Genomic DNA, 22,597 nt, shown 5'->3' with positions numbered 1-22,597 from the left:
CACCAGCCACCGCGCAATAGTCGTTGCTCGATGGATGAGTTGACCCACCAGCGGCCGTCGAACGCCATATCCTGCGGACGGGGAGACGTACCGAAAGAGGCGGCGGCCAGTGCCGGAGGTATTCGACGAGGTGCACCGCCGGTGCCGCGCCGGTGAGCCGGTCGCGCTGGCCACCGTCGTGGCCACCTGGCACTCCGCGCCACAACCGCCCGGCGCGACGATGGCGGTGGCGATCGACGGCACGGTCACCGGCAGCGTCTCCGGCGGCTGCGTCGAGGCGGACCTCTACGAACGGTGCCGCCAGGTGCTCGACACCGGTGCCGCCGAGCTGATCCGCTACGGCATCAGCGACGACGACGCGTACACCGTGGGCCTGACCTGCGGTGGCATCCTCGACGTGTTCGTCGAGCGCGTCGACCCCGACGCCCTGCCGAAGCTGGCGGCGGTCGCCGCCGCCCGCCGCGACGGGCGACCGGCGGCGATGGTCACCTGCGTGGCCGCCGACGCCAGCGATCCGCCGGGCGCGGTGCCGACCGACCCAGCTCGGCGGTTGGGCCGGCGGCTGGTGCTCACCGGCCAGCTGTCGATCGGCTCGCTCGGTGCCGACCGGCTCGACGACGCCGCCCGCGTCGACGCCCTCGGACTGCTCGCCGCCGGGCACAGCGGGGTGCTCCGGTACGGCTACCACGGGCAGCGGCGCGGCAGCGGCGTCAGCCTCTTCGTGACCGCGTACGCCACCCCGCCCCGGATGATCGTCTTCGGGGCGATCGACTTCGCCGCCGCGGTGGCCCGGATCGGTGCGTTCCTCGGCTACCGGGTCACCGTCTGCGACGCCCGAGGGGTCTTCACCACCGCCCGGCGCTTTCCCGAGGCCGACGAGGTGGTGGTGCAGTGGCCGCACCGCTACCTGCGCACGGAGTTGGCCGCGGGCCGGGCCGACGAACGGACCGTGGTGTGCGTCCTCACCCACGACCCGAAGTTCGACGTGCCGGTGCTGGAGTTGGCGTTACGCCACCGGTTGGCCTACGTCGGCGCGATGGGCTCGCGGCGCACCCACGACGAGCGGCACAAGCTGCTGCGCGCGGCGGGGCTCAGTGCGGCGCAACTGGCCCGGCTCGCCTCCCCGATCGGGCTGGACCTCGGTGGTCGTACCCCGGAGGAGACCGCGGTGAGTGTGGCCGCGCAGATCGTCGCGGCCCGCTGGGGTGGCAGCGGTCGCCCCCTCGCCGCGCTCGACGGGGCGATCCACCGGCCGGGGTGACGGGCGTCGGTGCACCGCCTTCGGCGCCCACCGGGCGGTGCGCTGTGCCAGCCTGAGGGCACGGCGATCGGCTCGGCGCGCGGCGGCCGGTGGTTGGTGACGACGAGAGGACCGACATGGGGTACGCGGTGGTGCTCGGCGAGGCGCTCGTCGACCTGCTCGACAGCGAACGCGACGGGGAGCGGGTCTACCGGCAGACGATCGGCGGTGGCCCGCTCAACGTCGCCGTCGGGGTGGCCCGACTCGGCGGCGCGGCACAGTTCGTCGGCTCCCTCGGCGACGACGTGCTCGGCGGCCGGATCCGCGCCTTCCTGAGCGCCGCCGACGTCGGGGTGGCCGGTGCGGTGACGGTGCCGGCACCGACCACGCTGGCGGTGGTCACGTACGCCGGGCCGGAACCCGACTTCCGTTTCTACGGCGAACCCCCGTCCTACGGCCTGCTCGGCCCCGACGACCTCGACCTCGCGCTGCTCGAGGGCGCCGACGTGCTCTCCTGCGGCTCGATCGCGCTGCTCCAACCCGGCCCGCTGGCCGCCGCCCGACGCGCCTGGTCGCTCGCCGCGGGCCTGCGGGTCTTCGACCCGAACGTGCGCCCCCGACTGCTGGACGGGCCGGGCCCGCTGGACGGGCTACGCCAGGTGGTGGCCGAGTTCGCCGCCGGCGCGCACCTGGTCAAGCTGAGCGCCGCCGACGCCCGGCTGCTCTACCCGGGTGAACCGGTCGAGGGGGTGGCCGCGTACCTGCGCGAGCTGGGCGCCGCCACTGTCGTGGTGACGCTCGGCGCGGCCGGCGCGGTGCTCGCCGCCGCCGAGGCCGACCCGGTCCGGGTGCCGGCCCCGAAGGTCGACGCCATCGACGCCACCGGCGCCGGTGACTCGGTGCTTGCCGCACTGATCGCCGACCTGCTCGACGACGGCGAACCGGACACCCCGGCAGGGTGGGTCGAGCGGGTCGCGTTCGCGCTGCGGGTGGCCGGCCTGGTCTGCGAACGTCCCGGTGGTGCCACCGCCATGCCCACCCGCGCGGACGTCGAGCGTCGCTTCGGGGTCTAGGCCTCGCCGTCCAGCTCGGCGTAGCCGCGGCGGGCGGCGGTCAGCGCGGCGCGGGCGCCGAAGGGTGCCTCCGCGGCCACCCGCTCGGGCGGTGCGCTGCCGGTGTGCGCGGCCCGGATCAGCCAGGCCAGCTTCACCAGGTCGGCATGTTGGGCCCGGACGAAGTCGACGTCCACCAACTCGCCGTGACCCGGCACCACAACGGTGCGCGAGGTGGTCAGCCGCAGCAGGTCCGCGACCGCGTCCGGCCACTTCAACGGGTACGCGTCCTCGAAGGCGGGCGGGCCGCTCTGCTCCACCAGGTCCCCGGCGACGAGCAGGTCGGCGTCCGGCACGTGCACCACCAGGTCCGCGTCGGTGTGCCCCCGCCCCGGGTGACGCAGCAGCACCCGCCGACCACCCAGATCGAGCGACGTCTCGGTGTGCACGGTGTGCGTCGGGGCGAGCAGTGGAGTGTCGGCCAGCTCGGCGGCGAGCGCCGGATGCTCCTCGCGCAGCTCCGCGTACGCCTCCCGGCGCAGCCGCTGCGGATCGGTGCGCAGCGCCGTGGCGGCCAGCTCGTGCGCGTACACCGGGCGGGGTGGGTCGCCGGCCAGGACCGCGTTGCCGAAGCAGTGGTCGTAGTGGTGATGGGTGTTGACGATCGTCAACGGACGGTCGGTGACCGCCCGGACGGCGGCGGCCAGCTCGGTGGCCTGCGCGGCCGACGAGAGCGTGTCCACCAGGAGCGCCTCGTCGGCCCCGACGACAAGCGTGACGTTTACCCGTAGCAACGGTTCGCGGAGCACGTGCACCCGGTCGGCGACCTCGACGAAACCGGTGGTCACGACGACCGCCCGGCGCGCTCGACGAAGCGTTGCCGATCCACCAGGATCCGATCCACCCGGCCCCGGGCCACCGTCTGGTCGCCGTCGCTGACCGTCACCTCGAACGACAGCCGGCGGCCGTCGACGCTCGCCAGCAGGGCCTGCGCCCGCACCGTGCGACCGACCACCGTCGGCGCCAGGTGTTCCAGCTCGACCCGCGTCCCGACTGTCGTCGATCCCGCCGGCAGGCCGGTCGCCGTCGCCGCGACGGTGGCCGCCTCGGCCAACGCGAGCACCCGGGGAGTGCCAAGCACCGGTACGTCCCCGGAACCGACCGCCTGGGCGGTGTCCGCGTCGGTGACGGTCAACTCGACCTGGGCGGTCAGACCCGGCGCGAAGGCCGGCTCGGGCTGCTCCTGCATGGTCGTCAGCCTAGGTGCTCGCTGACGGCGTCGGGCACGCGCCCGGCGATCCGGGCGCACCCACCCCGAACGGCCGACGGGTGGTCCCCGTCGGTCGATGCGTACCCGTCGTTAACCTTGACGACGATGGCCGTCGTGACTGACCCCCAGCCCCCCGCCCGGACCGACCCGCCCGCGTCCGGCGACGGGGGTCGTCGGCGCGTCGTCGCCATGACCGTCTGGGCGGTCGCCTTCGTCGCCGCGTGGCTGGCCATCGGGCTGCCCACCGACCCCGCGTACGCCTTCGTCTGGATCTGGCTCGCGACCATCGCCTGGAACAGCGACCGGCCGTGGCGCAGTCACCTGCGCTTCGCCCGGGACTGGGTGCCTGTGGTGCTGCTGTTCGTCGTCTACAACCTCTCGCGCGGGTTCGCCGACAACGGGGCCACCCCGCACGCGATGGAGCTGATCGTCGCCGACCGGTTCATGTTCGGCTGGGCCACCGGTGGTGAGGTGCCCACCGTCTGGTTGCAGCAGCACCTCTACCGCCCGCAGGTGCACTGGTGGGATGTCGCCGCGAGCTGGGTGTACTTCTCCCACTTCGTTGTCGCGTTGGCCGCCGCCGCGGTGCTCTGGCTGCGCGACCGGCACCGTTGGGCCGCGTACATGCGGCGCTGGGGTTTCCTGTGCGCCGCCGGCCTGGTGACCTACTTCGTGTACCCGGCGGCCCCGCCCTGGTGGGCGGCGCAGAACGGACTGCTGACCGAGGTCGCCCGGATCTCCACCCGGGGCTGGAAGGCGTTCGGCATGCACGGTGCCGGCAACGTCCTCAACGCCGGTCAGATCGCCTCCAACCCGGTCGCCGCGATGCCGTCGCTGCACACCGCGTGGGCGCTGTTCGTGGTCCTGTTCTTCCTGACCAGCACCCGCCGCCGCTGGTGGCCGCTGCTGCTCGCGTACCCGCTGGCGATGACCTTCACCCTGGTCTACTCGGGTGAGCACTACGTGATCGACGTGCTTGTCGGCTGGACGTACGTGGGGCTGACCTTCCTGGTGGTCGGCCTGGCCGAGCGCGCCTGGACAACCTGGCGAACCCACCACCCAAAACCCACCCCCACCCCACCCCCCGGACCCACCCCCACCCCGCCCGTCGATCATGAAGTTATTGCCGCGACACGCCGTTCGGACGGGCAATAACTTCATGATCAACGAGGAGGGCGCGAGGAGGGCGCGGGGCGCGCGGGGGGTGGGGTTGGGGGTTGGGTTAGGTGGGGTTGTGGGCCTGGTGGGCTCGGGAGGTTAGTTCGGCGGCCAGGGCCCAGGCCTCGGCCAGGTCGCGGTCCTGGGCGGTGGCACCGGAACCGCCAGCGGTGTCCGCGTGCACGGAGGCCAGCCCGAGGCGGCGCTGCACCGGGCCCTGCACCACCCGCACACTCTGGATGCGGGCGTACGGCAGGATCACCAACTGCCGGGTGAGTCGCCCGGACCGGGTGGCGAACACCTCCTCGAACAGCCCCGCACCGAACGCGCGACGGCCCAGCGGGTGCAGCCACCGGGTGCGGGTCGGTGGCGGGGTCAGCATCAGGGCGTCGAGGCGTACCCCGGGCAGCACCTCGGCGACGATCATCGTCGCCGTCGGCAGGTCACCGACCGGCAGCAGCCGGTCGGGCCGGTTGCGGTCGTCGGCGTCGGCGAGGGAATACCCGGCCACCTCCAGGCGCAGCCGCAGCCAGCCGTTCACCCGCCAGAGCAGCGGCCAGGTGGCCCGCACGGTCTGCACCCGCGCCAGCGGCACCGCCTGCGCCCGGGTCTCCAGCAGGCCGTTGTGCACCCGCAGCGTGCCGCCGTCGCGGGCCAGCCGGAAGTTCCAGTCGTCGAGCACCCGGCGGATCGGTTGCAGCAGCACGCCCGCCATCGCGGTGAGGGTGCTCGCCACCGCGACGAACGACCACGACCCGGCGGTGACGAACTGCACGACGACGAAGGCCACCCCGAACGGCAGCAGGAACGCCTGCGGGGTGAGCAGTTGGCTGACCAGCAGGTCCTTGTTGCGTACCGCGTGCAGTGGTCGGCCCGGCGCGGGCCTGGTCGGTGGTGCCGCCCCCGGGACCACAGCGGGCGTCGGGTCGCCCGGCGCGGTCGGCTGCGTCACCGGCCCGGCCAGCGCCAGCAGCCGCTCGCGCAGTCGGGCCGCGTCGGCCACCCCGAGGTACGCCAGTGGCGCCTCGGTCTTGCCCCCGCCGACCACTTCCAGGCGCAACTCGGCCAGACCGCTGAGCTGAGCCAGCAGTGGCCGGACCACCTCCACGGCCTGTAGCCGCTCCAACGGGATGGCCCGGGTACGCCGCCAGAGCAGCCCCTCGTAGACGCGCAGTTCGCGGCCCACCACGTGGTAGCCGGTGTTGTACCAGCTGATCACCGACAGCACTGTCGCGCCGAGCGCCAGCACCGCCACCATGGCGGCGAACCAGCCGAAGCCCACCCGGGACAGCGTCGACCAGGACAACCCGGCGATGACCACGGCCAGGGACTTGGCCCCGTGCAGTAGCGGGCTGAGCGGATGCAGTCGCTGCCGGGGCTCGCCCGCGCCGTCGCCCGGCGGCGCCGGCCAGGCGGCGGGCGGCGCCGTCGGCACCGGCCCGCGCGGTGTCGGGTCGGCCGGCGGTACGGTGCTCGGCTCGGCGGGACCGTCGGTCATAGGGTCGGCCCCCGGCCCGGCCGCTGCCCCGCGCCGGACGTGACCGGTTTGTCGCAGTGCGGGCGGCACCGGTGGCCCGCTCCCGCGCTCACAACCCCTCCGCCCGGTCCGCGCCGAGCGCGGTCAGCCGGTCGCGGAGCCGGGACGCCTCGGCCGGGCGAAGCCCGGGCACCCGGGCGTCGCTCGCCGCCGCGGCGGTGTGCAACTGCACGGTGGCGAGATCGAAAGCGCGCTCCAGCGGGCCGGCGCTGACGTCGACGAACTGCATCCGCGAATACGGCACGATGGAGAGCCGGCGGACCAGCAGCCCGTGTCGGACCAGCAGGTCGTTGTCCCGTTCGGCGTACCCCCAGGCCCGGACGGCGCGGACGATCGCCACGGCCCGCCACCCGCCGAGCAGCACCACGACGGCGAGGGCGATCCCGAACAACAGGTGCCCGCTCAACGCCCAGCCGACACCGGTCGCCGCCAGCCCGATGGCGACCACGACCGCCAGCCGGATCAGCTGCACCCAGATCAGGTCGGTGGAGATCGGCTGCCAGTGGACCGTGTCGGGCCAGGGCTCCAGCGGCCCCCGGCCCAGCGGCGCGGCCGTCGGGGTGTCGGATCCGGAAGGCGGTGGGGCGCCGGGGGTGCTCACGTGTCGAGCGTAGGCGATCCGGGCACCGCAGTGACGGCACGCAGGAAGCCGCGAGCGTCCAGGAAGTCACCGAGGCTGCTCCGGTGCTCGGCGCAGGCCAGCCAGGTCTTGCGTCGGTCGGCGTCGTGCAGCCGGGGATTGTTCCACTCCAGGGCCCAGACAGCGGCGGCCCGGCAGCCACGGGCCGAGCAGACGAGGGGGTCGTCGGCGCTGGAGAGGGTGCTCATCCGGGCCAGTCTAGGGGCAGCCGGACGGAAGTTTGATCGCCGGGCGACCACGGGGGGAGCCGCCCGGCGACGGGGTGAATCGTACACGCGGTAGGTGGGTCCTTGTACACCCTCACCGGGCGATTCTGCTGCTGAGGACCGCGCGGCGAAAATCGGCTTCTCCCCACCTCGACACTCAGCAAGGCATGCGAGTCTTGATACCGCACGAGCCGCGACGACCGACAAACGCTGTGGAGGACCGGTGGCCCAGCCGACCATGCCCGACGCCCCGACGCCGAACGGGGCGGCACCACAGACGCCCACGGCGGTGACCACCCCCGCGCAGGACGCCACAGTGCTGGAGCGGGCGCTGTTCGAGATCAAACGCGTGATCGTCGGGCAGGACCGGATGGTGGAGCGGATGTTCGTCGCGCTGCTCGCTCGTGGTCACTGCCTGCTCGAAGGGGTGCCCGGGGTCGCCAAGACCCTTGCGGTGGAGACCCTCGCCACTGTCGTCGGCGGGTCCTTCGCCCGGGTGCAGTTCACCCCGGACCTGGTGCCGGCCGACATCATGGGCACCCGCATCTACCGGCAGTCAAGCGAGAAGTTCGACGTCGAGCTGGGCCCGGTCTTCGTCAACTTCCTGCTCGCCGACGAGATCAACCGGGCACCGGCGAAGGTGCAGTCGGCGTTGCTGGAGGTGATGAGCGAGCGGCAGGTCTCCATCGGCGGTGAGAGCCACCGGGTGCCCGACCCGTTCCTGGTGATGGCCACCCAGAACCCGATCGAGCAGGAGGGCGTCTACCCGCTGCCGGAGGCGCAGCGGGACCGGTTCCTGATGAAGATCGTGGTGGGCTATCCGACCGACGCGGAGGAACGCGAGATCGTCTACCGGATGGGGGTGGCCGCGCCCGAGCCGACGGCGGTCTTCGACACCCCCGAGCTGGTCGCCCTGCAACGCAAGGCCGACCAGGTCTTCGTGCACAACGCGCTTGTCGACTACGCGGTCCGGTTGGTGCTGGCCACCCGCGCCCCCGCCGAGCACGGCATGCCCGACGTCGCCCAACTGATCCAGTACGGGGCCAGCCCCCGCGCCTCACTGGGCCTGGTCCGGGCGACCCGGGCACTGGCGCTGCTGCGCGGGCGCGACTACGCCCTGCCGCAGGACGTGCAGGACATCGCGCCGGACATCCTGCGGCACCGGTTGGTGCTCAGCTACGACGCGCTCGCCGACGACGTGCCCGCCGACCACATCGTGCACCGGGTGATGTCGACGATTCCGCTGCCGGCGGTCGCCCCCCGGCAGCAGGCCACCGCGCCGTCGACCGCGCCGCCGCCGGGCGCTGGCTGGCCCGGGCAGCGGCCGTGACCTCACCCACCCCTCGTCCCGCCCCCGACCGCAGCGAGGCCGTGCTGTCCCGGCTGCAACTGCTTGTCACCCGCAAACTCGACGGTCTGCTCCAGGGCGACTACGCCGGCCTGCTGCCCGGGCCGGGCAGCGAGGCGGGGGAGTCCCGGGAGTACCGCCCCGGCGACGACGTGCGCCGGATGGACTGGCCGGTCACCGCACGCACCACCACCCCGCACGTGCGGCGTACGGTCGCCGACCGGGAGTTGGAGACCTGGCTGGCGGTGGACCTCTCCGCCAGCCTGGACTTCGGCACCGGAAAGTGGCTCAAACGCGAGGTGGTGGTGGCCGCGGTGGCCGCCATCACCCACCTGACAGTGCGCGGGGGCAACCGGATCGGCGCGGTGATCGGCACCGGCGGCGGGTCCGCACCGGCCCGCCGCTGGCGGGTCGGACCACCGCCGCCGGCCGGACCCGGGGTGCTCACCCGGCTGCCGGCCCGCTCCGGCCGCAAGGAGGCGCAGGGCCTGCTGCGGACCGTCGCCGGCACCGCCACCCAGCCGGGCCGTGGTGACCTGGGCGCCCTCATCGAGATGCTCAACCGGCCACCGCGCCGGCGCGGGGTGGTCGTTGTGGTCTCCGACTTCCTCGCGCCGCCCGAGCAGTGGGCCCGGCCGATGCGCAAGCTGCGGGTCCGCCACGACGTGCTGGCGATCGAGGTGATCGACCCGCGCGAGCTTGAGTTGCCGGACGTGGGTGTGTTGCCGGTGGTCGACCCGGAGACCGGCGAGCTGCACGAGGTGCAGACCGCGGACCCTCGACTGCGCCAGCGCTACGCCGACGCCGCGACCGCCCAGCGGGCCGCCATCGCCGCCGCCCTGCGCGGCGCGGGCGCGGCCCACCTGCGACTGCGTACCGACCGAGACTGGCTGCTGGACATGGTGCGTTTCGTGGCCGCGCAGCGGCACGCGCGTACCCGGGGGACGACACGATGATCCGTTTCATGCAACCGTGGTGGCTGTTGGCGGTGCTGCCGGTGCTCGCCCTCGCGGCGTTCTACGTGTGGCGGCAGTTGCACCGTAAGTCGTTCGCGATGCGGTTCACCAATGTGGACCTGCTGCGGACGGTGGCACCGAAGGGGCTCGGCTGGCGTCGGCACGTTCCGGCGACCGCGTTCCTGCTCTGCCTGCTGGTGCTGGCCACCGCGCTGGCCCGGCCCGCTGTGGACACCCGGGAGCCGCTGGAGCGGGCCACCGTGATGCTCGCCATCGACGTGTCGTTGTCGATGCAGGCCGACGACGTGGCACCGAACCGGCTGGAGGCGGCCCAGGAGGCGGCCAAGCAGTTCGTCGGTGAGCTGCCGGAGAGCTACAACCTGGGCCTGGTGTCGTTCGCCAAAGCGGCGAACGTGCTGGTGCCGCCGGGCAAGGACCGGGAGTCGGTGACAAGTGCCATCGACGGTCTGGTGCTGGCCGAGGCGACAGCCACCGGCGAGGCGGTGTTCACCTGTCTGGAGGCGATCCGGTCGGTGCCGGCCGACGGTGCGGCGGGCATCCCGCCGGCCCGGATCGTGCTGCTCTCCGACGGCTTCCGCACCTCCGGGCGGTCGGTGGAGGAGGCGGCGGCAGCGGCGCAGGCGGCAAACGTTCCGGTCTCCACCATCGCGTTCGGCACCGACACCGGTCAGGTCGACATCGGCGGGCAGTTGCAGCGGGTGCCGGTGGACCGGTTGGCCCTGGCCGAGCTTGCCGAAACCACCGAGGGCTACTTCTACGAGGCGGCGTCGGTGAGCGAGCTGAAGCAGGTCTACCAGGACATGGGCAGCTCGATCGGCTTCCGGACCGAGCCGCGGGAGGTGACCCAGTGGTACGCCGGGTTGGCGCTGCTGCTGGCGCTCTGCGCCGGTGCGCTGAGCCTGCTGTGGTCGTCGCGGATGCTCTGAGCGATGGACCGGCGGCGGTCACCGACCGCCGCCGGTCGGCACCACCTCAGTGGCCGCCGCCGGCCAGCACGAAGACGATGGCCACCCAGACGGCGGCGAGGGTGAAGCCCAGCGGGGCGACGTAGCGGCTCATGGACGGCTCCGGGTGGCGGCTGGACGGTCCGCGTGCGGGGGCGGACCGCAGGGGGTGGGGACGCGCACACGAAGTCGTGACCGGGCGGCTCCCGGCGACCGTCGGCGGACCGACGGCGCGGCACACGCCTCGGCGTGGGCCGAGGGGTGGGGGAGCGAAGCGGGGTCAGCTCACCAGACTGAGTCGTGGCTCAGCGGGGCTGACCATCGGCCCGGCCACGACTGGGAGGATCGCTATCTCGCACAGCGATCACCTCCTGCAAGTCGGGCGGGCCGGAACGTCGATGATCGTACACCTGCGGTGCCGGCGGAACGCACTCGGCCGACCGGCCGGCGACCCCTCCGCCGCCCGGTCGGCGTCGCACCCGCGGCTGGCCCGTCCGCACGACAGTGACCAGCGCCGCGGCGAGCACCGGCAACCAGCAGAGGCGCGCCAGCACCCAGCCCGGATCGTCCGGCGCGGTGTGCAGACCCGGCAACGCCAACCCGCCCCGGGCGGTGAGCGCGGTCACTCCCACCAGGATCGGCTGGTGGGACAGATAGATCCGGAACGCGAACCGGTTCACCTCGGTCACCGCCCGGCCCGGCAACGGCCGGGCCAGCAACCGTTCCAGTGCCGGCCGGGCGAGAAGCCCCAGCCCGACCTGGACCACCGCCAGCGCCACGGCCAACAACGACGGCGGGTTCAGGTTGGACACCCCGGCCCCGGGCACCCCCACCGCGCTCACCGGGTAGCCCAGCGCCAGCAGCGCCGCCAGTGCGACGGTCCCACCCGCCACCAACGTGCCGCCCGCCCGCCGGCCGGCCAGCCGCGCGTCGGCGTGCGCCACCCCCAGCAGGTAGGGCACCGACCAGGCCGCCAGCACGGTGACCGGGGGCAGGTCGGTGGCGGCCGGCAGCAGGCGCACCGCCAGGTCGGCCGCGGCGACCATGACCACCCCCGGTACGACACAACGCGCCACCCCCCACCGGCGTACGGCGGCGCGCAGCGGGCCGGTCGCCGCGACCAGGAACACCAGCGGCACCAGGAACCACAGCGGGCTGACCGCGAGCCGCAGCGCGACAGCGAGCGTGTCGTCGGAGGTGCCGACGACGGTGGCGGCGAGCAGCACCGCTGCGCCCACGCCGAGGAGCGCCACAGCGGGCAGCAGCAGCCGGCGCAGCCGGCCGGCCAGCCAACGGCCCGTACCGTCCGGGTGGCGGGCCAACGACCGGGCCGAGCCGAACCCGGCGGTGAAGAAGAACAACCCGAGCGTCTGCAACACCCAGGTCATCGGGGCCAGGCCGGGCAGGGCGGTAAGCGGACTGGCCTGGTGCAGCCCGCCGTCGCCGGTCAGCACCAACCCGGTGACCAGCCAGTGCCCCAGCACCACCCCGCCGATGGCGTACGCCCGCAGCGCGTCGACGGCACGGTCCCGGTTCACCGCGCGTCTCCGAGCCGGTCGGCGTCGGCGCTGTCCAGCACGACCGCCGCCACCGCGACAAGCGTGGCGCTGCCCGGCGCCAGGTAGCCGTCGTGCCCGCTCACCCCGCCCACCGGCAGCGGTTGGGCGCCGAACGACGGGTCACCGGGGCGGCGGCCGAAGCCGATACCGGGCAGTCGTACCGACGGAACCCGACGGATCCAGTCGGTGCTCGCCTCCGCCGCCCAGAACCGCCGCCCGCCGGGCAGGTCGTCGGCGCGCTGCACGCCGGCACCAACACCGCCGAGGCTCACCACGTCGGTGACCTGGGCCGGGGCGTCCGCCGCCGCCAGGGCCACCACGAGCGCCCCGTAGCTGTGCCCGACCAGCGTGATCGTCGCCGCCGGACGACGCGCGGCCAGCTCCCGCAGCAGCCCGGCCAGCCCGGCCGCGCCGCGCCGGGCGCTACGGCCACCGGCGGCCGTCAACACCCCGTCGGGCGGGTCGTAACCGAGCCAGGCCAGCACCGCGACCGGCGCCAACGGCTCGCTCGCCCGCAACTCGCGGTAGAGCTGCCCGGCCTGCACCGCCGGCGCCCGCCGGGCCATCCCGCCCAGCCCTCTGTCGAAGTCGGCGAGGGTGCTACCCACCCCGGGCACCAGCACCGCGATCCGGTCCGCCGTGGCCAGGTCGCCGAGCACCTCGACCGCCCGGCCGTCACCGCGCGCGTCGAACAGCAGGAACCGGCGTCCGTCGGCCGCCCAGTCCGCGTACGGGGGGCCGGCCGCGCGCATCGCCGCCGCCATCACGGGGTACGCCTCGACGAACCCCGCCGCCGCGACCGGAGCGGGTCGGGTCGGCAGGACCAGGTTCACGCCGAGCAGTGCGGCCAGCGCCAGCCGGCTGGCACCTCGTCGTCGCATCTCGTTCTCCCTCCGGAATGTCGTCCGGAGGGACAGTGCGCGGGCGGGTGGTGCGTGATCGTCATGCCGGGGAGCCGTCTGCGGGGTGGCTCCACGGGACTACTCGCCGGCGGCCACCAGACCCGTCTCGTACGCCAGCACCACGGCCTGGGCCCGGTCGCGCAACCCCAGCTTGGCCAGGATCCGTCCGATGTGCGTCTTCACCGTCTGCTCGGCCACCACCAGGTCACCCGCGATCTCCGCGTTGTTGCGACCTCGGGCGATCAACCGCAGCACCTCGGTCTCCCGTGGGGTGAGCCCGGCCAGGTCGGTGGGGCGAGGCCGGCGACGGTCCGGGCGGGCCGCGAACTCGGCGATCAACCGTCGGGTGACCGCCGGGGCGAGCAGCGCGTCCCCGGCCGCCACCACCCGTACCGCCTGCACCAGATCGGCTGCCGGGGCGTCCTTGAGCAGGAAACCGCTGGCCCCGGCGCGCAGCGCCTCGTACACGTAGTCATCCAGGTCGAAGGTGGTGAGGATGAGCACCCGGGGGCGCTGCGCCGACCTGTCGCCGAGCAGCGTGCGGGTGGCGGCCAGACCGTCCAGGACCGGCATCCGCACGTCCATCAGCACCACGTCCGGGTCGAGCCGGCGGGCGGCGGCGACGGCCTGCGCGCCGTCGGCGGCATCACCCACCACGAGCAGGTCCGGCTGGGCGGCCAGCAGCGCCCCGAAGCCCTGTCGGACCATCGCCTGGTCGTCGGCGATCAGCACCTTGATCACGCGTCCCCGCCCTCCGGCTCGTACGGCAGCTCGGCCGCCACCGCGTAACCCCCGTCGGGCAGCGGCCCGGCGGTGAACGTACCGCCGAGCGAGGTGGCCCGCTCCCGCATGCCGGTCAGGCCGTGCCCGGAGCCGCCGTCGGCGGTCGGTCGGACGTCGGCCGGCGAGTTTTCGACGCGTACCTCCAGGCCGGACGGACCGACGCGGACGGTGACCCGCACCGCGGCCCCGACCGCGTGCCGGGCCGCGTTGGCCAGGCACTCCTGCACGATGCGGTACGCGGCCAGCCCGACCGGCGCGGGCACCCGGTCGTCGTCCACCAGCTCGGCGTCCAGGGTGACCGGCAGCCCGGCCCGGTGCGCCGCGTCCACCATCGCGCCCAGGTCGGTCAGGTCCGGCTGCGGCGCGGTCTGCGGTCCGGTCGTCTCGCTGCGCAGCACCCCCAGCAGCCGCCGCATGTCGGTGAGCGCGTCGCGGGCCGAGGCGGCGATGGCGACGAACTCGGCGGCCGCCGGGGCCGGCACGTCGCTCAGCCGGTACGGAGCCGTTTCCGCCTGCACCGCGATCAGCGACATGTGGTGGGCCACCACGTCGTGCATCTCCCGGGCGATCCGGGTGCGTTCCTCAAGCACCGCCCGACGCTCCTGCTCCCGTTCGCTCAGCTCCGTCTGCACGGCAAGCGCCCGCCGGGACAACCGGTTGCGCCGGATCAGGTCGCCGCCGATCGCCGACGCGCCGAGTAGCGCCAGCACGGCCGGCCGGTTGTCGGGGTGCACGAGGGTGAGCACCGGCACCGTGCTGATCGCCACCACCCAGGCCAGCACCGGCCGGTCGACACGCGCGACGACCCCCGCGAGCACCGCCACCGAGCCGAGCGCCAGCGGCGGGGTCCACGGCCACGGCTGGTCGGCCGGCGCGTTGAACGTGCACACCAGCAGGGCCAGGACCGTCAGCCGCCAGGCCAGCAGCGGACGCCGGGGCAGCGCCAGCAGCGGCGCCACTGTCATCGCCGCGAACAGGACCGCGATCGGCGTCGGCAGGCCCCAGTCGCTCTCCACCGTCACCGTGATCCAGAAGAGACCGAGGGCGGCGAGCAGGCCGACCGGCCCGGCATGGCGGGCCAGCCCGGGCCAGCGGGCCAGCAGCGGCCGGCCGGGCGGGGCGTCCGGGCCCAGCAGGGTCTGCCGCAGCGCCCGCAGGGCCACGACGACAGGTTGCCGTCTCATCACCCGCAGGCTACGGGCCGAGGCCGTCACGGGGCGTGCCACCAGGGGTTGATCCCGGTGTCGTACCTCGGTGTGACACGACTCCCGTTAGCGCTTACCTGCCGGTAACGCCTAGGCTCCGACGCGTCCGTGCTGACCATCCGCAAGGAGGAACCGTGGCCCGTACCGTGCTGGTGACCGGGGGTAACCGGGGGATCGGCCTGGCCATCGCGCAGGCCTTCGCCAAGCAGGGCGACCGGGTGGCGGTCACCCACCGCAGCGGCGACGCCCCCGAAGGGCTGTTCGGCGTACGCGCCGACGTCACCGACGCCGCCTCCGTCGACGCCGCGTTCGACGCCGTCGAAGCCGAGCTGGGGCCGGTCGAGGTGCTTGTCGCGAACGCCGGCATGACCGCCGACACGCTGCTGCTGCGAATGACCGAGGAGCAGTTCACCGGTGTGGTGGACACCAACCTCACAGGCGCGTTCCGGGTCGCCAAGCGGGCCTCCGGGAAGATGCTCCGCGCCAAGTGGGGCCGCATGATCTTCATCTCCTCGGTGGTCGGCCTCGCCGGCGGCGCCGGGCAGGTCAACTATGCCGCCAGCAAGGCCGGTCTGGTCGGCGTGGCCCGCTCGATCACCCGGGAGCTGGGCAGCCGCAACATCACGGCCAACGTGGTGGCGCCCGGCTTCATCGACACCGACATGACGGCCGGCCTGCCCGAGAACCGCAAGGCGGAGATCCGCAAGACGATCCCGGCCGGCCGGATGGCCAGCCCGGACGAGGTCGCCGGGGTGGTCACCTGGCTGGCCTCCGACAGCGCCGGGTACGTCTCCGGCGCCGTGATCCCGGTCGACGGCGGCCTCGGCATGGGCCACTGATCAGCGCATCTCAACAACGTACGGAGGAACTCCCGGATGTCCGGACTGCTCGCCGGTAAGCGGCTGCTCGTCACCGGTGTCATCACCGACGCCTCGATCGCCTTCTCGGTGGCGAAGCTCGCCCAGGAGAACGGCGCGCAGGTCGTGCTCACCGGCTACGGCCGGCTCTCCCTGGTCGAGCGGATCGCCAAGCGGCTGCCCGAGCCGGCTCCGGTCATCGAGGTGGACGTCACCAACCCCGACCACCTGGCCAGCCTCGCCGACCGGGTCCGCGAGCACGTCGACGGCCTCGACGGCGTCGTGCACTCGATCGGCTTCGCCCCGCAGAGCTGCCTGGGCGGCGGCTTCCTCGACGCCCCCTGGGAGGACGTGGCGACCGCGCTGCACGTCTCCACCTTCTCGTACAAGTCCCTCGCGATGGCGGCGCTGCCGCTGATGTCCCCCGGCGGCGCGGTGGTCGGCCTGACCTTCGACGCGAAGGTGGCCTGGCCGGTCTACGACTGGATGGGCGTGGCCAAGGCCGGTCTGGAGTCGGCGTCGCGCTACCTCGCCATGCACCTGGGCAAGCAGGGCATCCGCAGCAACCTGGTCGCCGCCGGGCCGCTGCGCACCATCGCCGCGAAGTCGATCCCCGGCTTCGACGAGTTCGAGGACGCCTGGTCCGAGCGGGCCCCGCTCGGCTGGGACCTCGGCGACCAGGTGCCCGCCGCGAAGGCCTGCCTGGCGCTGCTGTCCGACTGGTTCCCGGCCACCACCGGCGAGATCGTCCACGTCGACGGCGGCTACCACGCCATCGGCTCCTGACGTTCCCCCGACGACGCCCCCGACCGCCGCCGACGTGACCCACACGGCCGGACCAGGGGGCGTCGCCGGGTGGTCCCGGCCGACCGGCAAGAATGACACCATGTCGTACGACGCGGTGGTGCTGGTGTCCTTCGGTGGCCCGGAGCGACCCGAGGACGTGATGCCGTTCCTGCAGAACGTGACCCGGGGTCGAGGCGTGCCGCCGGAGCGGCTGGCCGAGGTCGCCGAGCACTACCAGCACTTCGGCGGGGTCTCCCCGATCAACAAGCAGAACCGCGAGTTGCTCGCCGCGATCCGCGCCGACTTCGCCGCGCACGGGCTCGACCTTCCGGTCTACTGGGGCAACCGCAACTGGGACCCGATGCTCGCCGACACCGTGACCCAGATGCGCGACGACGGCATCACCCGGGCGCTCGCCTTCGTCACGAGCGCGTACGGCGGTTACTCGTCCTGCCGGCAGTACCAGGAGGACATCGCCGCCGCGCGGGCCGCGGTCGGCCCGGACGCCCCGGTGATCGAGAAGCTGCGCCAGTTCTGGGACCACCCCGGTTTCGTCGAGCCGCACACCGACGCGGTCCGGGCGGCCCTGGGGCAACTCGACCCGGCGCGGCGGGACACCACCCGGCTGGTCTTCACCGCCCACTCCATCCCCAGCTCCATGGCGGCCAACGCCGGCCCGCACGGCGGCCGGTACGAGGCACAACTGCACGAAACCGCCCGCCTGGTGGCCGCGGCCGCCGCCCCCGACCTCGCGTACGACCTGGTCTGGCAGAGCCGCTCCGGTCCACCCCAGGTGCCGTGGTTGGAGCCGGACATCAACGACCACCTGGCCGCCCTCGCGCAGGGTGGCACCACAGCTGTGGTGGTCAGCCCGATCGGGTTCGTCTCCGATCACCTCGAGGTCGTCTGGGACCTGGACACCGAGGCGCTGGAGACGGCCAAGCAGTTGGGCCTGGACTTCGTCCGGGCCGCCACCCCGGGCACCGACCCGCGTTTCGTGACAATGGTGCGGGAGTTGATCACCGAGCGGACCGAACCGGACGGCGCGCAGCTGCGCCGTCGCCTCGGTGAGCTGCCGATGTGGGACTCCTGCCCGACCGTCTGCTGTGTACCGACCCGCCGTCCGACGCCTGCTGGGAGCACCGATGCATGACCGTAAGCCCGTGCAGAGTTGGCTGACCGACATGGACGGCGTGCTGGTGCACGAGGGGCAGCCGGTGCCCGGGGCGCCGGAGTTCATCAACCGGATGCGTGCCTCCGGCAAGCCGTTCCTGGTGCTGACGAACAACTCGATCTACACCCCGCGTGACCTGACGGCCCGGCTGAGCCGGATGGGGCTGGACGTGCCGGAGGAGTCGATCTGGTCGTCCGCGTTGGCCACCGGCCAGTTCCTCGCCGACCAGCGGCCGGGCGGCACCGCGTACGTCATCGGTGAGGCCGGACTGACCACGGCGCTGCACGCGGTCGGCTACGTGCTCACCGACTTCGCCCCGGACTACGTGGTGCTCGGCGAGACCCGCACCTACAGCTTCGAGGCGATCACCAAGGCGGTCCGCCTGATCAACGACGGGGCGCGGTTCATCTGCACCAATCCCGACGTGACCGGCCCGTCCGTGGAGGGTGCGCTGCCCGCCGCCGGCTCGGTCGCCGCGATGATCTCCAAGGCGACCGGGGTGGAGCCGTACTTCGTCGGCAAGCCCAACCCGATGATGATGCGCTCGGCGCTCAACACGATAAACGCGCACTCGGAGAGCACCGCGATGATCGGTGACCGGATGGACACCGACATCCTCTGCGGTCTGGAGGCGGGGCTGGAGACCATCCTGGTGCTCACCGGGATCAGCAGCCGCACCGAGGCGGAGCGTTACCCGTACCGCCCGTCCCGGATCATCAACTCGGTCGCGGACCTGCTCGACGAGATCTGACCGCACGGCGCTGCCGGCGCTTGCCCGTGCCGCTGACGCTGCCGCGCGCTGCCGAGCGCGGCCTGTGATGATCGCGCTGCCTGTGATGATCGCGCTGCCTGTGATGATCGCGCGGCCTGTGATGATCGCGCTCTATCCAGGATGTAGTGGTCACCAGCTGCGCCGAAGGCCACTACATCCATGTTCGAGCGCGATCATGGCCGGTGCGCGGGCGTGTCGGGCCGGTGCGCGGGCGTGTCGGGCCTTGCGGCGGGCGCATCGGACCGGCGGCTGGCGCGTCGGGCCTTGGCGGCGTGGCGCAGGCCTCGTGGTGTGGCGCGGGGTGATCGGGTCAGGGGCGCAGGGGGGCGTTGCAGGCGGCCACCAGCGCCTGACGGCAGGCCGTGGTGAGGGGACGCAGAGCCGCGTCGCGCTGCTGGGCCTCGTAGTTGTTTATCGCGCCGCCGGGTGCGGCGTGCCCGGCCAACGCGAGCACCCGATCGAGCACCGCGGCGCGGGCGAAGAGCCGGCGGGCTCGCGGATCGAAGCCCGGTGGCAGGTCGGTGGCGCCGTCCGGGCGGCGCAGCGCGGCCAGCGCGCCGGCCAACTCGGGCCGCCACTGGGCCACGTCGAGTCGGGTCAGCGCGGCGGTCGTCTCGGCCAGCGCGGCGGCCAGCTCGGCCTCCGCCTCGGCGGCGCCGGGCAACGAGAGTGACGCGGCGGGCGCGTTTGCCGGCAGCGGATAGACCCGCCAGAGCACCGTCTCGAAGCAGTCTCCCGAGCCGGAGGTGTGCGAGCGCACCTGGGGGATCAGACCGAGCCCGCCGGCGACCACCGCCTCGCCCGTGACCAGTGCCGCCCCGGCGAAGTCGCCCGGCCCGGGCAGCCCTCGGGGGTCACCCGGCGCGGGCAGCACCAGGCGGATGTCGTCCGGGGAGAGCTTGGCCAGGGTGGGCAGCGCGGCACCCAGCGGGATGTCGGTCCAGGTGCCGGGGGCGTCCGCGACGAGGTGTTCCTCGTCGCCGGCGATGGCGTCGGCGACCTCGTCGTAGGGCACCAACCCGGCGCGCCACGCGCGCACCCAGGCGACGAACCGGCTCGACCGGCGCGGCGTGAGTGTGGCCGCGCCCGCTGCGGGGGTGGACATGCCGAAAGGGTACGTGGTCCTGACCGGCCCTGTCTCGACTGCCGCTCCGGTCGCCCGGCCTGCCCCGAACTACCCTGTTCGCCCCGATTTTCTGCCACGCTGCCGGGCCCCGGCCCGGCCGGCGGGTGGGGGCGGGTGGGCGGTGTGTCGGGGCCGGGGGCGGAGCCGCGGAGGTTAGCGTGATCGTCATGGCGGGGCGATACAGCGAGGACGTGTTGGCGGGGGACTGGCGGCGGCGGAAGGTCACCCCCGAGGTGGACGCCGAACCGGATCTCGTCGTGGAGGATGCCGACTCCGGGTTCTGCGGGGCGGTGGTGGGCTTCGAGGCCGGCGCCGTGGTCCTTGAGGACCGGCATGGCCGGCGGCGCAACTTCCCGCTACTGCCGGCCGCGTTCCTGCTCGACGGCCGCCCGGTGACCCTGCGCCGTCCGAGCCGGGCCGCGGTGCCGGCGGCCCGGCGACGGACGGCCTCCGGTTCGGTGGCGGTCGACAACGTGAAGGCCCGGGTGGCCAAGGCCAGCCGGATCTGGGTGGAGGGCATCCACGACGCCGCGCTTGTCGAGCGGATCTGGGGCGACGACCTGCGGATCGAGGGTGTGGTCGTGGAGCCGTTGGACGGCATCGACGCCCTCGACACCGAGGTACGCGGCTTCGACCCCGGCCCGACCCGACGCCTCGGCGTGCTCGTCGACCACCTCGTGCCGGGCAGCAAGGAGAGCCGGATCGTCGCCCAGGTGACCTCGCCGTACGTGCTCGTCACCGGCCATCCCTACGTGGACGTCTGGCAGGCGGTGAAGCCGGCGGCGCTGGGCATCGCGGCGTGGCCGGTGGTGCCACCGGGGCAGCCGTGGAAGGAGGGGGTCTGTGCCGCCCTCGGGGTGGCCGAGCCGGCGGCGATGTGGCGGCACATCCTGTCCCGGGTGAACAGCTTCGCCGACGTGGAGACGCCGCTGATCAACGCGATGGAACGCCTTATCGACTTCGTCACCGAACCAACCTGACCCACCCGCGCGGTCCCGCGCCCGCCTCCGCCACGATCCGCGACGGCTGCCTTCGGGGCGCTGGGGGGAGCGACATCAGGCAAGGTTCGCGGATCGTGGCAGGCGCCCGGGGGCTCGGCGCGGTTGCGCGGGCTGTCGGGTGCGACGGAGGGGTCCGCCTCGGCCGGAGCGGCGCGACTCAGGGCTCCTGGTCGGGGGTGCGGGTGTAGACGAAGGTCGCGATGTCCAACGCGACCGCCCGGCCCTGCTCGTCCCGGCGCACGCTGAGAATCTCGCCGTCCTGCTCGCCGGCGCGCCCCCGCCACCTGTCCGGCCCCTCGGCCACGAAGCGGAGGTCGGGTGCGCCGACGGGGCCGGCGTGCAGGTCACCTGCGGCGTCGGCGTACACCTCGATGAAGGTGCCCATCCACCACCAGTGGCCGGTCAGTTCGGCGAGGTCGGCGGGCGGCGCGGCCTCGGCCGGCCGCCACGGGGTGACAGGTGCGGGCTCGGCGTCCAGGACCAGCGTGAGCAGTCGCCGGCCGAGCGCGCCGATGTGACCACTGCGGAAGCCGTACGAGTTGGCGAAGCCGACAACGGCGGTGCGGCTGGGCCGGTGTACGGCCAGTGAGGCTACGTAGCCGGGCATCGAGCCGCCGTGGCCGACGAAGACGCGGTCGCCTTCCCGGTGGAGTTCGAGGCCGAGACCGTGCCCGTGGGTCCAGGACTTCAGGTCACTGATCACCACGGGGGAGCACATCTCGGTAAGGGTGTCGGCGGCCAGCACCGACGGGTCGGGGTCGGCGAGGAACGCGGCCCAGCGGCCCAGGTCTTCGATCGTCGACCAGAGCTGCCCGGCGGGGGCCATCGCACCGGTGTCGGTCCGCGGCTCCTCGCGCACTGTGTCGTGCCAGGGGTGGACGACGTAGCCACGGGCGAACGGCTCGATGGCCGCGTAGGTGGTGCGGGGCAGGCCCAGCGGGGTGAGGATCCGCTCGCCGAGGAGGTCCACCCAGGGGGTCCCGGTGAGCCGTTCGAGCAGCCCGCCGAGCAGCGCGTACGCCAGGTTGGAGTAGTGGTAGGTGGCGTGCGGCGGATAGGCGATCTTGTCGGGATCGACCCCGGCGAGCAGGGTGGTCAGGTCGACCCCGGCGGTCCGCTCCCACCACTCGCCCTCGGGCTCGCGCTGGATGCCGCTGGCGTGCCCGAGGAGCTGGCGCAGGGTGAGCGAGCCCACGCCGGTGCCGGGGAGGTGCTCCTCGAGCGGGTCGTCGAGGGCGAGGCGGCCGGCGTCACGCAGTTGCATGATCAGGGTCGCGGTCATCGTCTTGCTGATCGAGCCGAGCCGGTACTGCAGGTCGGCGTCCGGGCGGGGGTGCTCGCCGGCGGTGGCCAGGTGGACCAGCGCGCCGTCGCGGACCACGCCGAGTACCAGCGACGGGGCGTGCCCGTCCAGCTGCGCCTGGGCGACCTGGGCGTCGATCCGTCGGGCGGTCTCGGGCAGCAGGGTCAACGGGATCTCCTCGGGGTCAGACCTTCGGATCGTGGTCGAAACTGGGCGGCGCCGAGCCTACTGATCTTCCAGAGGAGGCCGCGCGTGCATTTGCGTGTCACGATCGTGGGGTGGACGCCGTGGTGTGGATCGTATTGGGTGTGCTGCTGGCCGTCGCCGAGATCTTCACGACGACGCTGTTTCTGATCATGTTCGCGGCCGGTGCCTTCGCCGCTGGCGGTGCCGCCGCGCTGGGTGCGCCGGTAGCGGTACAGGCGCTTGTCTTCGCGGTGGTGTCGGCGCTGAGTCTGTTGGTGGCCCGGCCGGCCCTGCGGCGGCATCAGCTCTCGTCGCTGGAGAGCGGCGACCAGCCGTTCGGCCTGGAGGCGATAGTGGGTTCCACGGCCTTGGTGCTGGAGCGGGTGGACGCCGACCACGGCCTCGTCAAGATCGACGGTGAGCTGTGGAGTGGCCGCTCGTATGACACGACGCAGACGTTCGACCCGGGTCAACGGGTTCGGGTGATCAAAGTCCGGGGCGCGACCGCCCTGGTCTGGCAGGACGATATTTCTTCCGCCGGCGAGCTGCCGGAAGCGAGAGGGTGAACGGG

23 protein-coding genes are annotated in these 22,597 nt (G+C 73.5%); 12 read left to right on the top strand and 11 right to left on the bottom strand.

Features of this window, described 5'->3' with window-relative positions; all coding sequences use genetic code 11:
• Positions 1 to 109: 109 nt before the first annotated feature.
• Both AB0B85_RS18805 and AB0B85_RS18800 read left to right on the top strand, forming a co-directional pair.
• The gene (locus AB0B85_RS18805; RefSeq protein WP_357408873.1) at positions 110 to 1,261 is read left to right on the top strand and encodes an XdhC/CoxI family protein; all 1,152 of its coding nucleotides are present in this window, start codon (positions 110 to 112) and stop codon (positions 1,259 to 1,261) included.
• 116 nt (positions 1,262 to 1,377) lie between these two features.
• Complete coding sequence (locus AB0B85_RS18800) at positions 1,378 to 2,313, top strand: PfkB family carbohydrate kinase (RefSeq protein WP_357408871.1); 936 nt, start codon at positions 1,378 to 1,380, stop codon at positions 2,311 to 2,313.
• On the opposite strand, the gene AB0B85_RS18795 is transcribed toward AB0B85_RS18800, so the two are convergent.
• The gene (locus AB0B85_RS18795; protein WP_357408869.1) at positions 2,310 to 3,140 is read right to left on the bottom strand and encodes an MBL fold metallo-hydrolase; all 831 of its coding nucleotides are present in this window, start codon (positions 3,138 to 3,140) and stop codon (positions 2,310 to 2,312) included. The genes AB0B85_RS18800 and AB0B85_RS18795 overlap by 4 nt on opposite strands.
• Positions 3,137 to 3,541, bottom strand: coding sequence for a hotdog domain-containing protein (locus tag AB0B85_RS18790; protein WP_357408867.1), 405 nt, complete (start codon positions 3,539 to 3,541; stop codon positions 3,137 to 3,139). Before AB0B85_RS18790 ends, AB0B85_RS18795 begins: the two co-directional genes overlap by 4 nt.
• Positions 3,542 to 3,667: 126 nt before the next feature.
• Between AB0B85_RS18790 and AB0B85_RS18785 the strand changes: the two genes are divergently transcribed.
• Positions 3,668 to 4,717: a phosphatase PAP2 family protein gene (locus tag AB0B85_RS18785; protein WP_357408865.1), complete on the top strand. Its 1,050-nt coding sequence runs from the start codon at positions 3,668 to 3,670 to the stop codon at positions 4,715 to 4,717.
• A gap of 67 nt (positions 4,718 to 4,784) precedes the next feature.
• On the opposite strand, the gene AB0B85_RS18780 is transcribed toward AB0B85_RS18785, so the two are convergent.
• The 3 genes from AB0B85_RS18780 to AB0B85_RS18770 all read right to left on the bottom strand — a co-directional run bounded on the left by AB0B85_RS18780 (position 4,785) and on the right by AB0B85_RS18770 (position 7,085).
• Positions 4,785 to 6,218, bottom strand: a complete 1,434-nt coding sequence (locus tag AB0B85_RS18780) for a PH domain-containing protein (protein ID WP_357408863.1) — start codon at positions 6,216 to 6,218, stop codon at positions 4,785 to 4,787.
• 88 nt (positions 6,219 to 6,306) lie between these two features.
• Positions 6,307 to 6,801 (bottom strand): PH domain-containing protein, encoded by a 495-nt coding sequence (locus tag AB0B85_RS18775; protein ID WP_357408996.1) that lies wholly within the window; start codon positions 6,799 to 6,801, stop codon positions 6,307 to 6,309.
• 53 nt (positions 6,802 to 6,854) lie between these two features.
• The gene (locus AB0B85_RS18770; protein ID WP_357408860.1) at positions 6,855 to 7,085 is read right to left on the bottom strand and encodes a hypothetical protein; all 231 of its coding nucleotides are present in this window, start codon (positions 7,083 to 7,085) and stop codon (positions 6,855 to 6,857) included.
• 241 nt (positions 7,086 to 7,326) lie between these two features.
• Between AB0B85_RS18770 and AB0B85_RS18765 the strand changes: the two genes are divergently transcribed.
• Genes AB0B85_RS18765 through AB0B85_RS18755 form a run of 3 tightly spaced genes read left to right on the top strand, consistent with a single transcriptional unit; the run spans position 7,327 to position 10,354 of the window.
• A complete protein-coding gene (locus tag AB0B85_RS18765) occupies positions 7,327 to 8,433 on the top strand; it encodes a MoxR family ATPase (RefSeq protein ID WP_357408858.1) in 1,107 nt (368 codons plus the stop codon).
• Positions 8,412 to 9,407: a DUF58 domain-containing protein gene (locus tag AB0B85_RS18760; RefSeq protein ID WP_357408994.1), complete on the top strand. Its 996-nt coding sequence runs from the start codon at positions 8,412 to 8,414 to the stop codon at positions 9,405 to 9,407. The genes AB0B85_RS18765 and AB0B85_RS18760 overlap by 22 nt, the downstream gene beginning before the upstream one ends.
• Positions 9,404 to 10,354, top strand: coding sequence for a VWA domain-containing protein (locus AB0B85_RS18755; protein ID WP_357408856.1), 951 nt, complete (start codon positions 9,404 to 9,406; stop codon positions 10,352 to 10,354). The genes AB0B85_RS18760 and AB0B85_RS18755 overlap by 4 nt, the downstream gene beginning before the upstream one ends.
• 323 nt (positions 10,355 to 10,677) lie before the next feature.
• On the opposite strand, the gene AB0B85_RS18750 is transcribed toward AB0B85_RS18755, so the two are convergent.
• The 4 genes from AB0B85_RS18750 to AB0B85_RS18735 all read right to left on the bottom strand — a co-directional run bounded on the left by AB0B85_RS18750 (position 10,678) and on the right by AB0B85_RS18735 (position 14,800).
• Positions 10,678 to 11,910, bottom strand: coding sequence for an acyltransferase (locus tag AB0B85_RS18750; protein WP_357408854.1), 1,233 nt, complete (start codon positions 11,908 to 11,910; stop codon positions 10,678 to 10,680).
• On the bottom strand, positions 11,907 to 12,812 hold the full coding sequence (locus AB0B85_RS18745; protein WP_357408852.1) for an alpha/beta hydrolase: 906 nt from the start codon (positions 12,810 to 12,812) through the stop codon (positions 11,907 to 11,909). Before AB0B85_RS18745 ends, AB0B85_RS18750 begins: the two co-directional genes overlap by 4 nt.
• 99 nt (positions 12,813 to 12,911) lie before the next feature.
• Positions 12,912 to 13,574 carry a response regulator transcription factor gene (locus AB0B85_RS18740; protein WP_357408850.1) on the bottom strand — a complete coding sequence of 221 codons (663 nt, stop codon included), beginning with the start codon at positions 13,572 to 13,574 and terminating at the stop codon, positions 12,912 to 12,914.
• The gene (locus tag AB0B85_RS18735; RefSeq protein ID WP_357408848.1) at positions 13,571 to 14,800 is read right to left on the bottom strand and encodes a histidine kinase; all 1,230 of its coding nucleotides are present in this window, start codon (positions 14,798 to 14,800) and stop codon (positions 13,571 to 13,573) included. Before AB0B85_RS18735 ends, AB0B85_RS18740 begins: the two co-directional genes overlap by 4 nt.
• A 155-nt stretch (positions 14,801 to 14,955) precedes the next feature.
• Between AB0B85_RS18735 and fabG the strand changes: the two genes are divergently transcribed.
• The 4 genes from fabG to AB0B85_RS18715 all read left to right on the top strand — a co-directional run bounded on the left by fabG (position 14,956) and on the right by AB0B85_RS18715 (position 18,389).
• The gene (fabG, locus tag AB0B85_RS18730) at positions 14,956 to 15,660 is read left to right on the top strand and encodes a 3-oxoacyl-ACP reductase FabG (RefSeq protein WP_357408846.1); all 705 of its coding nucleotides are present in this window, start codon (positions 14,956 to 14,958) and stop codon (positions 15,658 to 15,660) included.
• A gap of 36 nt (positions 15,661 to 15,696) precedes the next feature.
• Positions 15,697 to 16,464: an enoyl-ACP reductase FabI gene (gene fabI / locus AB0B85_RS18725; protein ID WP_357408844.1), complete on the top strand. Its 768-nt coding sequence runs from the start codon at positions 15,697 to 15,699 to the stop codon at positions 16,462 to 16,464.
• Between the two features lie 100 nt (positions 16,465 to 16,564).
• Entirely contained in the window at positions 16,565 to 17,617 is a 1,053-nt protein-coding gene (locus AB0B85_RS18720; protein WP_357408842.1) for a ferrochelatase, read from the top strand.
• Positions 17,610 to 18,389 carry an HAD-IIA family hydrolase gene (locus AB0B85_RS18715; protein WP_091403868.1) on the top strand — a complete coding sequence of 260 codons (780 nt, stop codon included), beginning with the start codon at positions 17,610 to 17,612 and terminating at the stop codon, positions 18,387 to 18,389. Before AB0B85_RS18720 ends, AB0B85_RS18715 begins: the two co-directional genes overlap by 8 nt.
• 331 nt (positions 18,390 to 18,720) lie before the next feature.
• Here AB0B85_RS18715 and AB0B85_RS18710 read toward each other — a convergent pair whose 3' ends face one another.
• Entirely contained in the window at positions 18,721 to 19,515 is a 795-nt protein-coding gene (locus AB0B85_RS18710) for a hypothetical protein (protein WP_357408840.1), read from the bottom strand.
• A gap of 188 nt (positions 19,516 to 19,703) precedes the next feature.
• Here AB0B85_RS18710 and AB0B85_RS18705 point away from each other — a divergent pair, with 188 nt between their 5' ends.
• Positions 19,704 to 20,516 (top strand): DUF3097 domain-containing protein, encoded by an 813-nt coding sequence (locus AB0B85_RS18705; protein ID WP_357408838.1) that lies wholly within the window; start codon positions 19,704 to 19,706, stop codon positions 20,514 to 20,516.
• Between the two features lie 178 nt (positions 20,517 to 20,694).
• On the opposite strand, the gene AB0B85_RS18700 is transcribed toward AB0B85_RS18705, so the two are convergent.
• On the bottom strand, positions 20,695 to 22,008 hold the full coding sequence (locus tag AB0B85_RS18700) for a serine hydrolase domain-containing protein (protein WP_357408836.1): 1,314 nt from the start codon (positions 22,006 to 22,008) through the stop codon (positions 20,695 to 20,697).
• Between the two features lie 110 nt (positions 22,009 to 22,118).
• Here AB0B85_RS18700 and AB0B85_RS18695 point away from each other — a divergent pair, with 110 nt between their 5' ends.
• Positions 22,119 to 22,592: an NfeD family protein gene (locus AB0B85_RS18695; protein WP_357408834.1), complete on the top strand. Its 474-nt coding sequence runs from the start codon at positions 22,119 to 22,121 to the stop codon at positions 22,590 to 22,592.
• The last annotated feature ends 5 nt before the right edge of the window (positions 22,593 to 22,597 follow it).

The sequence above is a fragment of the Micromonospora sp. NPDC049044 genome (assembly GCF_040649215.1).
Classification (GTDB): domain Bacteria; phylum Actinomycetota; class Actinomycetes; order Mycobacteriales; family Micromonosporaceae; genus Micromonospora.
Note: the sequence above shows the minus strand (reverse complement) of the source record. Positions and strands in the feature narration are given on the sequence as shown.

Bases quoted from the DNA above. Each gene is read 5' to 3' on its own strand.
- AB0B85_RS18800 (WP_357408871.1), top strand. From the start codon at position 1,378: ATGGGGTACGCGGTGGTGCTCGGCGAGGCGCTCGTCGACCTGCTCGAC.
- AB0B85_RS18790 (WP_357408867.1), bottom strand. From the start codon at position 3,541: ATGCAGGAGCAGCCCGAGCCGGCCTTCGCGCCGGGTCTGACCGCCCAG.
- AB0B85_RS18785 (WP_357408865.1), top strand. From the start codon at position 3,668: ATGGCCGTCGTGACTGACCCCCAGCCCCCCGCCCGGACCGACCCGCCC.
- AB0B85_RS18780 (WP_357408863.1), bottom strand. From the start codon at position 6,218: ATGACCGACGGTCCCGCCGAGCCGAGCACCGTACCGCCGGCCGACCCG.
- AB0B85_RS18770 (WP_357408860.1), bottom strand. From the start codon at position 7,085: ATGAGCACCCTCTCCAGCGCCGACGACCCCCTCGTCTGCTCGGCCCGT.
- AB0B85_RS18755 (WP_357408856.1), top strand. From the start codon at position 9,404: ATGATCCGTTTCATGCAACCGTGGTGGCTGTTGGCGGTGCTGCCGGTG.
- AB0B85_RS18745 (WP_357408852.1), bottom strand. From the start codon at position 12,812: ATGCGACGACGAGGTGCCAGCCGGCTGGCGCTGGCCGCACTGCTCGGC.
- AB0B85_RS18735 (WP_357408848.1), bottom strand. From the start codon at position 14,800: ATGAGACGGCAACCTGTCGTCGTGGCCCTGCGGGCGCTGCGGCAGACC.
- fabI (WP_357408844.1), top strand. From the start codon at position 15,697: ATGTCCGGACTGCTCGCCGGTAAGCGGCTGCTCGTCACCGGTGTCATC.
- AB0B85_RS18720 (WP_357408842.1), top strand. From the start codon at position 16,565: ATGTCGTACGACGCGGTGGTGCTGGTGTCCTTCGGTGGCCCGGAGCGA.
- AB0B85_RS18715 (WP_091403868.1), top strand. From the start codon at position 17,610: ATGCATGACCGTAAGCCCGTGCAGAGTTGGCTGACCGACATGGACGGC.
- AB0B85_RS18710 (WP_357408840.1), bottom strand. From the start codon at position 19,515: ATGTCCACCCCCGCAGCGGGCGCGGCCACACTCACGCCGCGCCGGTCG.
- AB0B85_RS18705 (WP_357408838.1), top strand. From the start codon at position 19,704: ATGGCGGGGCGATACAGCGAGGACGTGTTGGCGGGGGACTGGCGGCGG.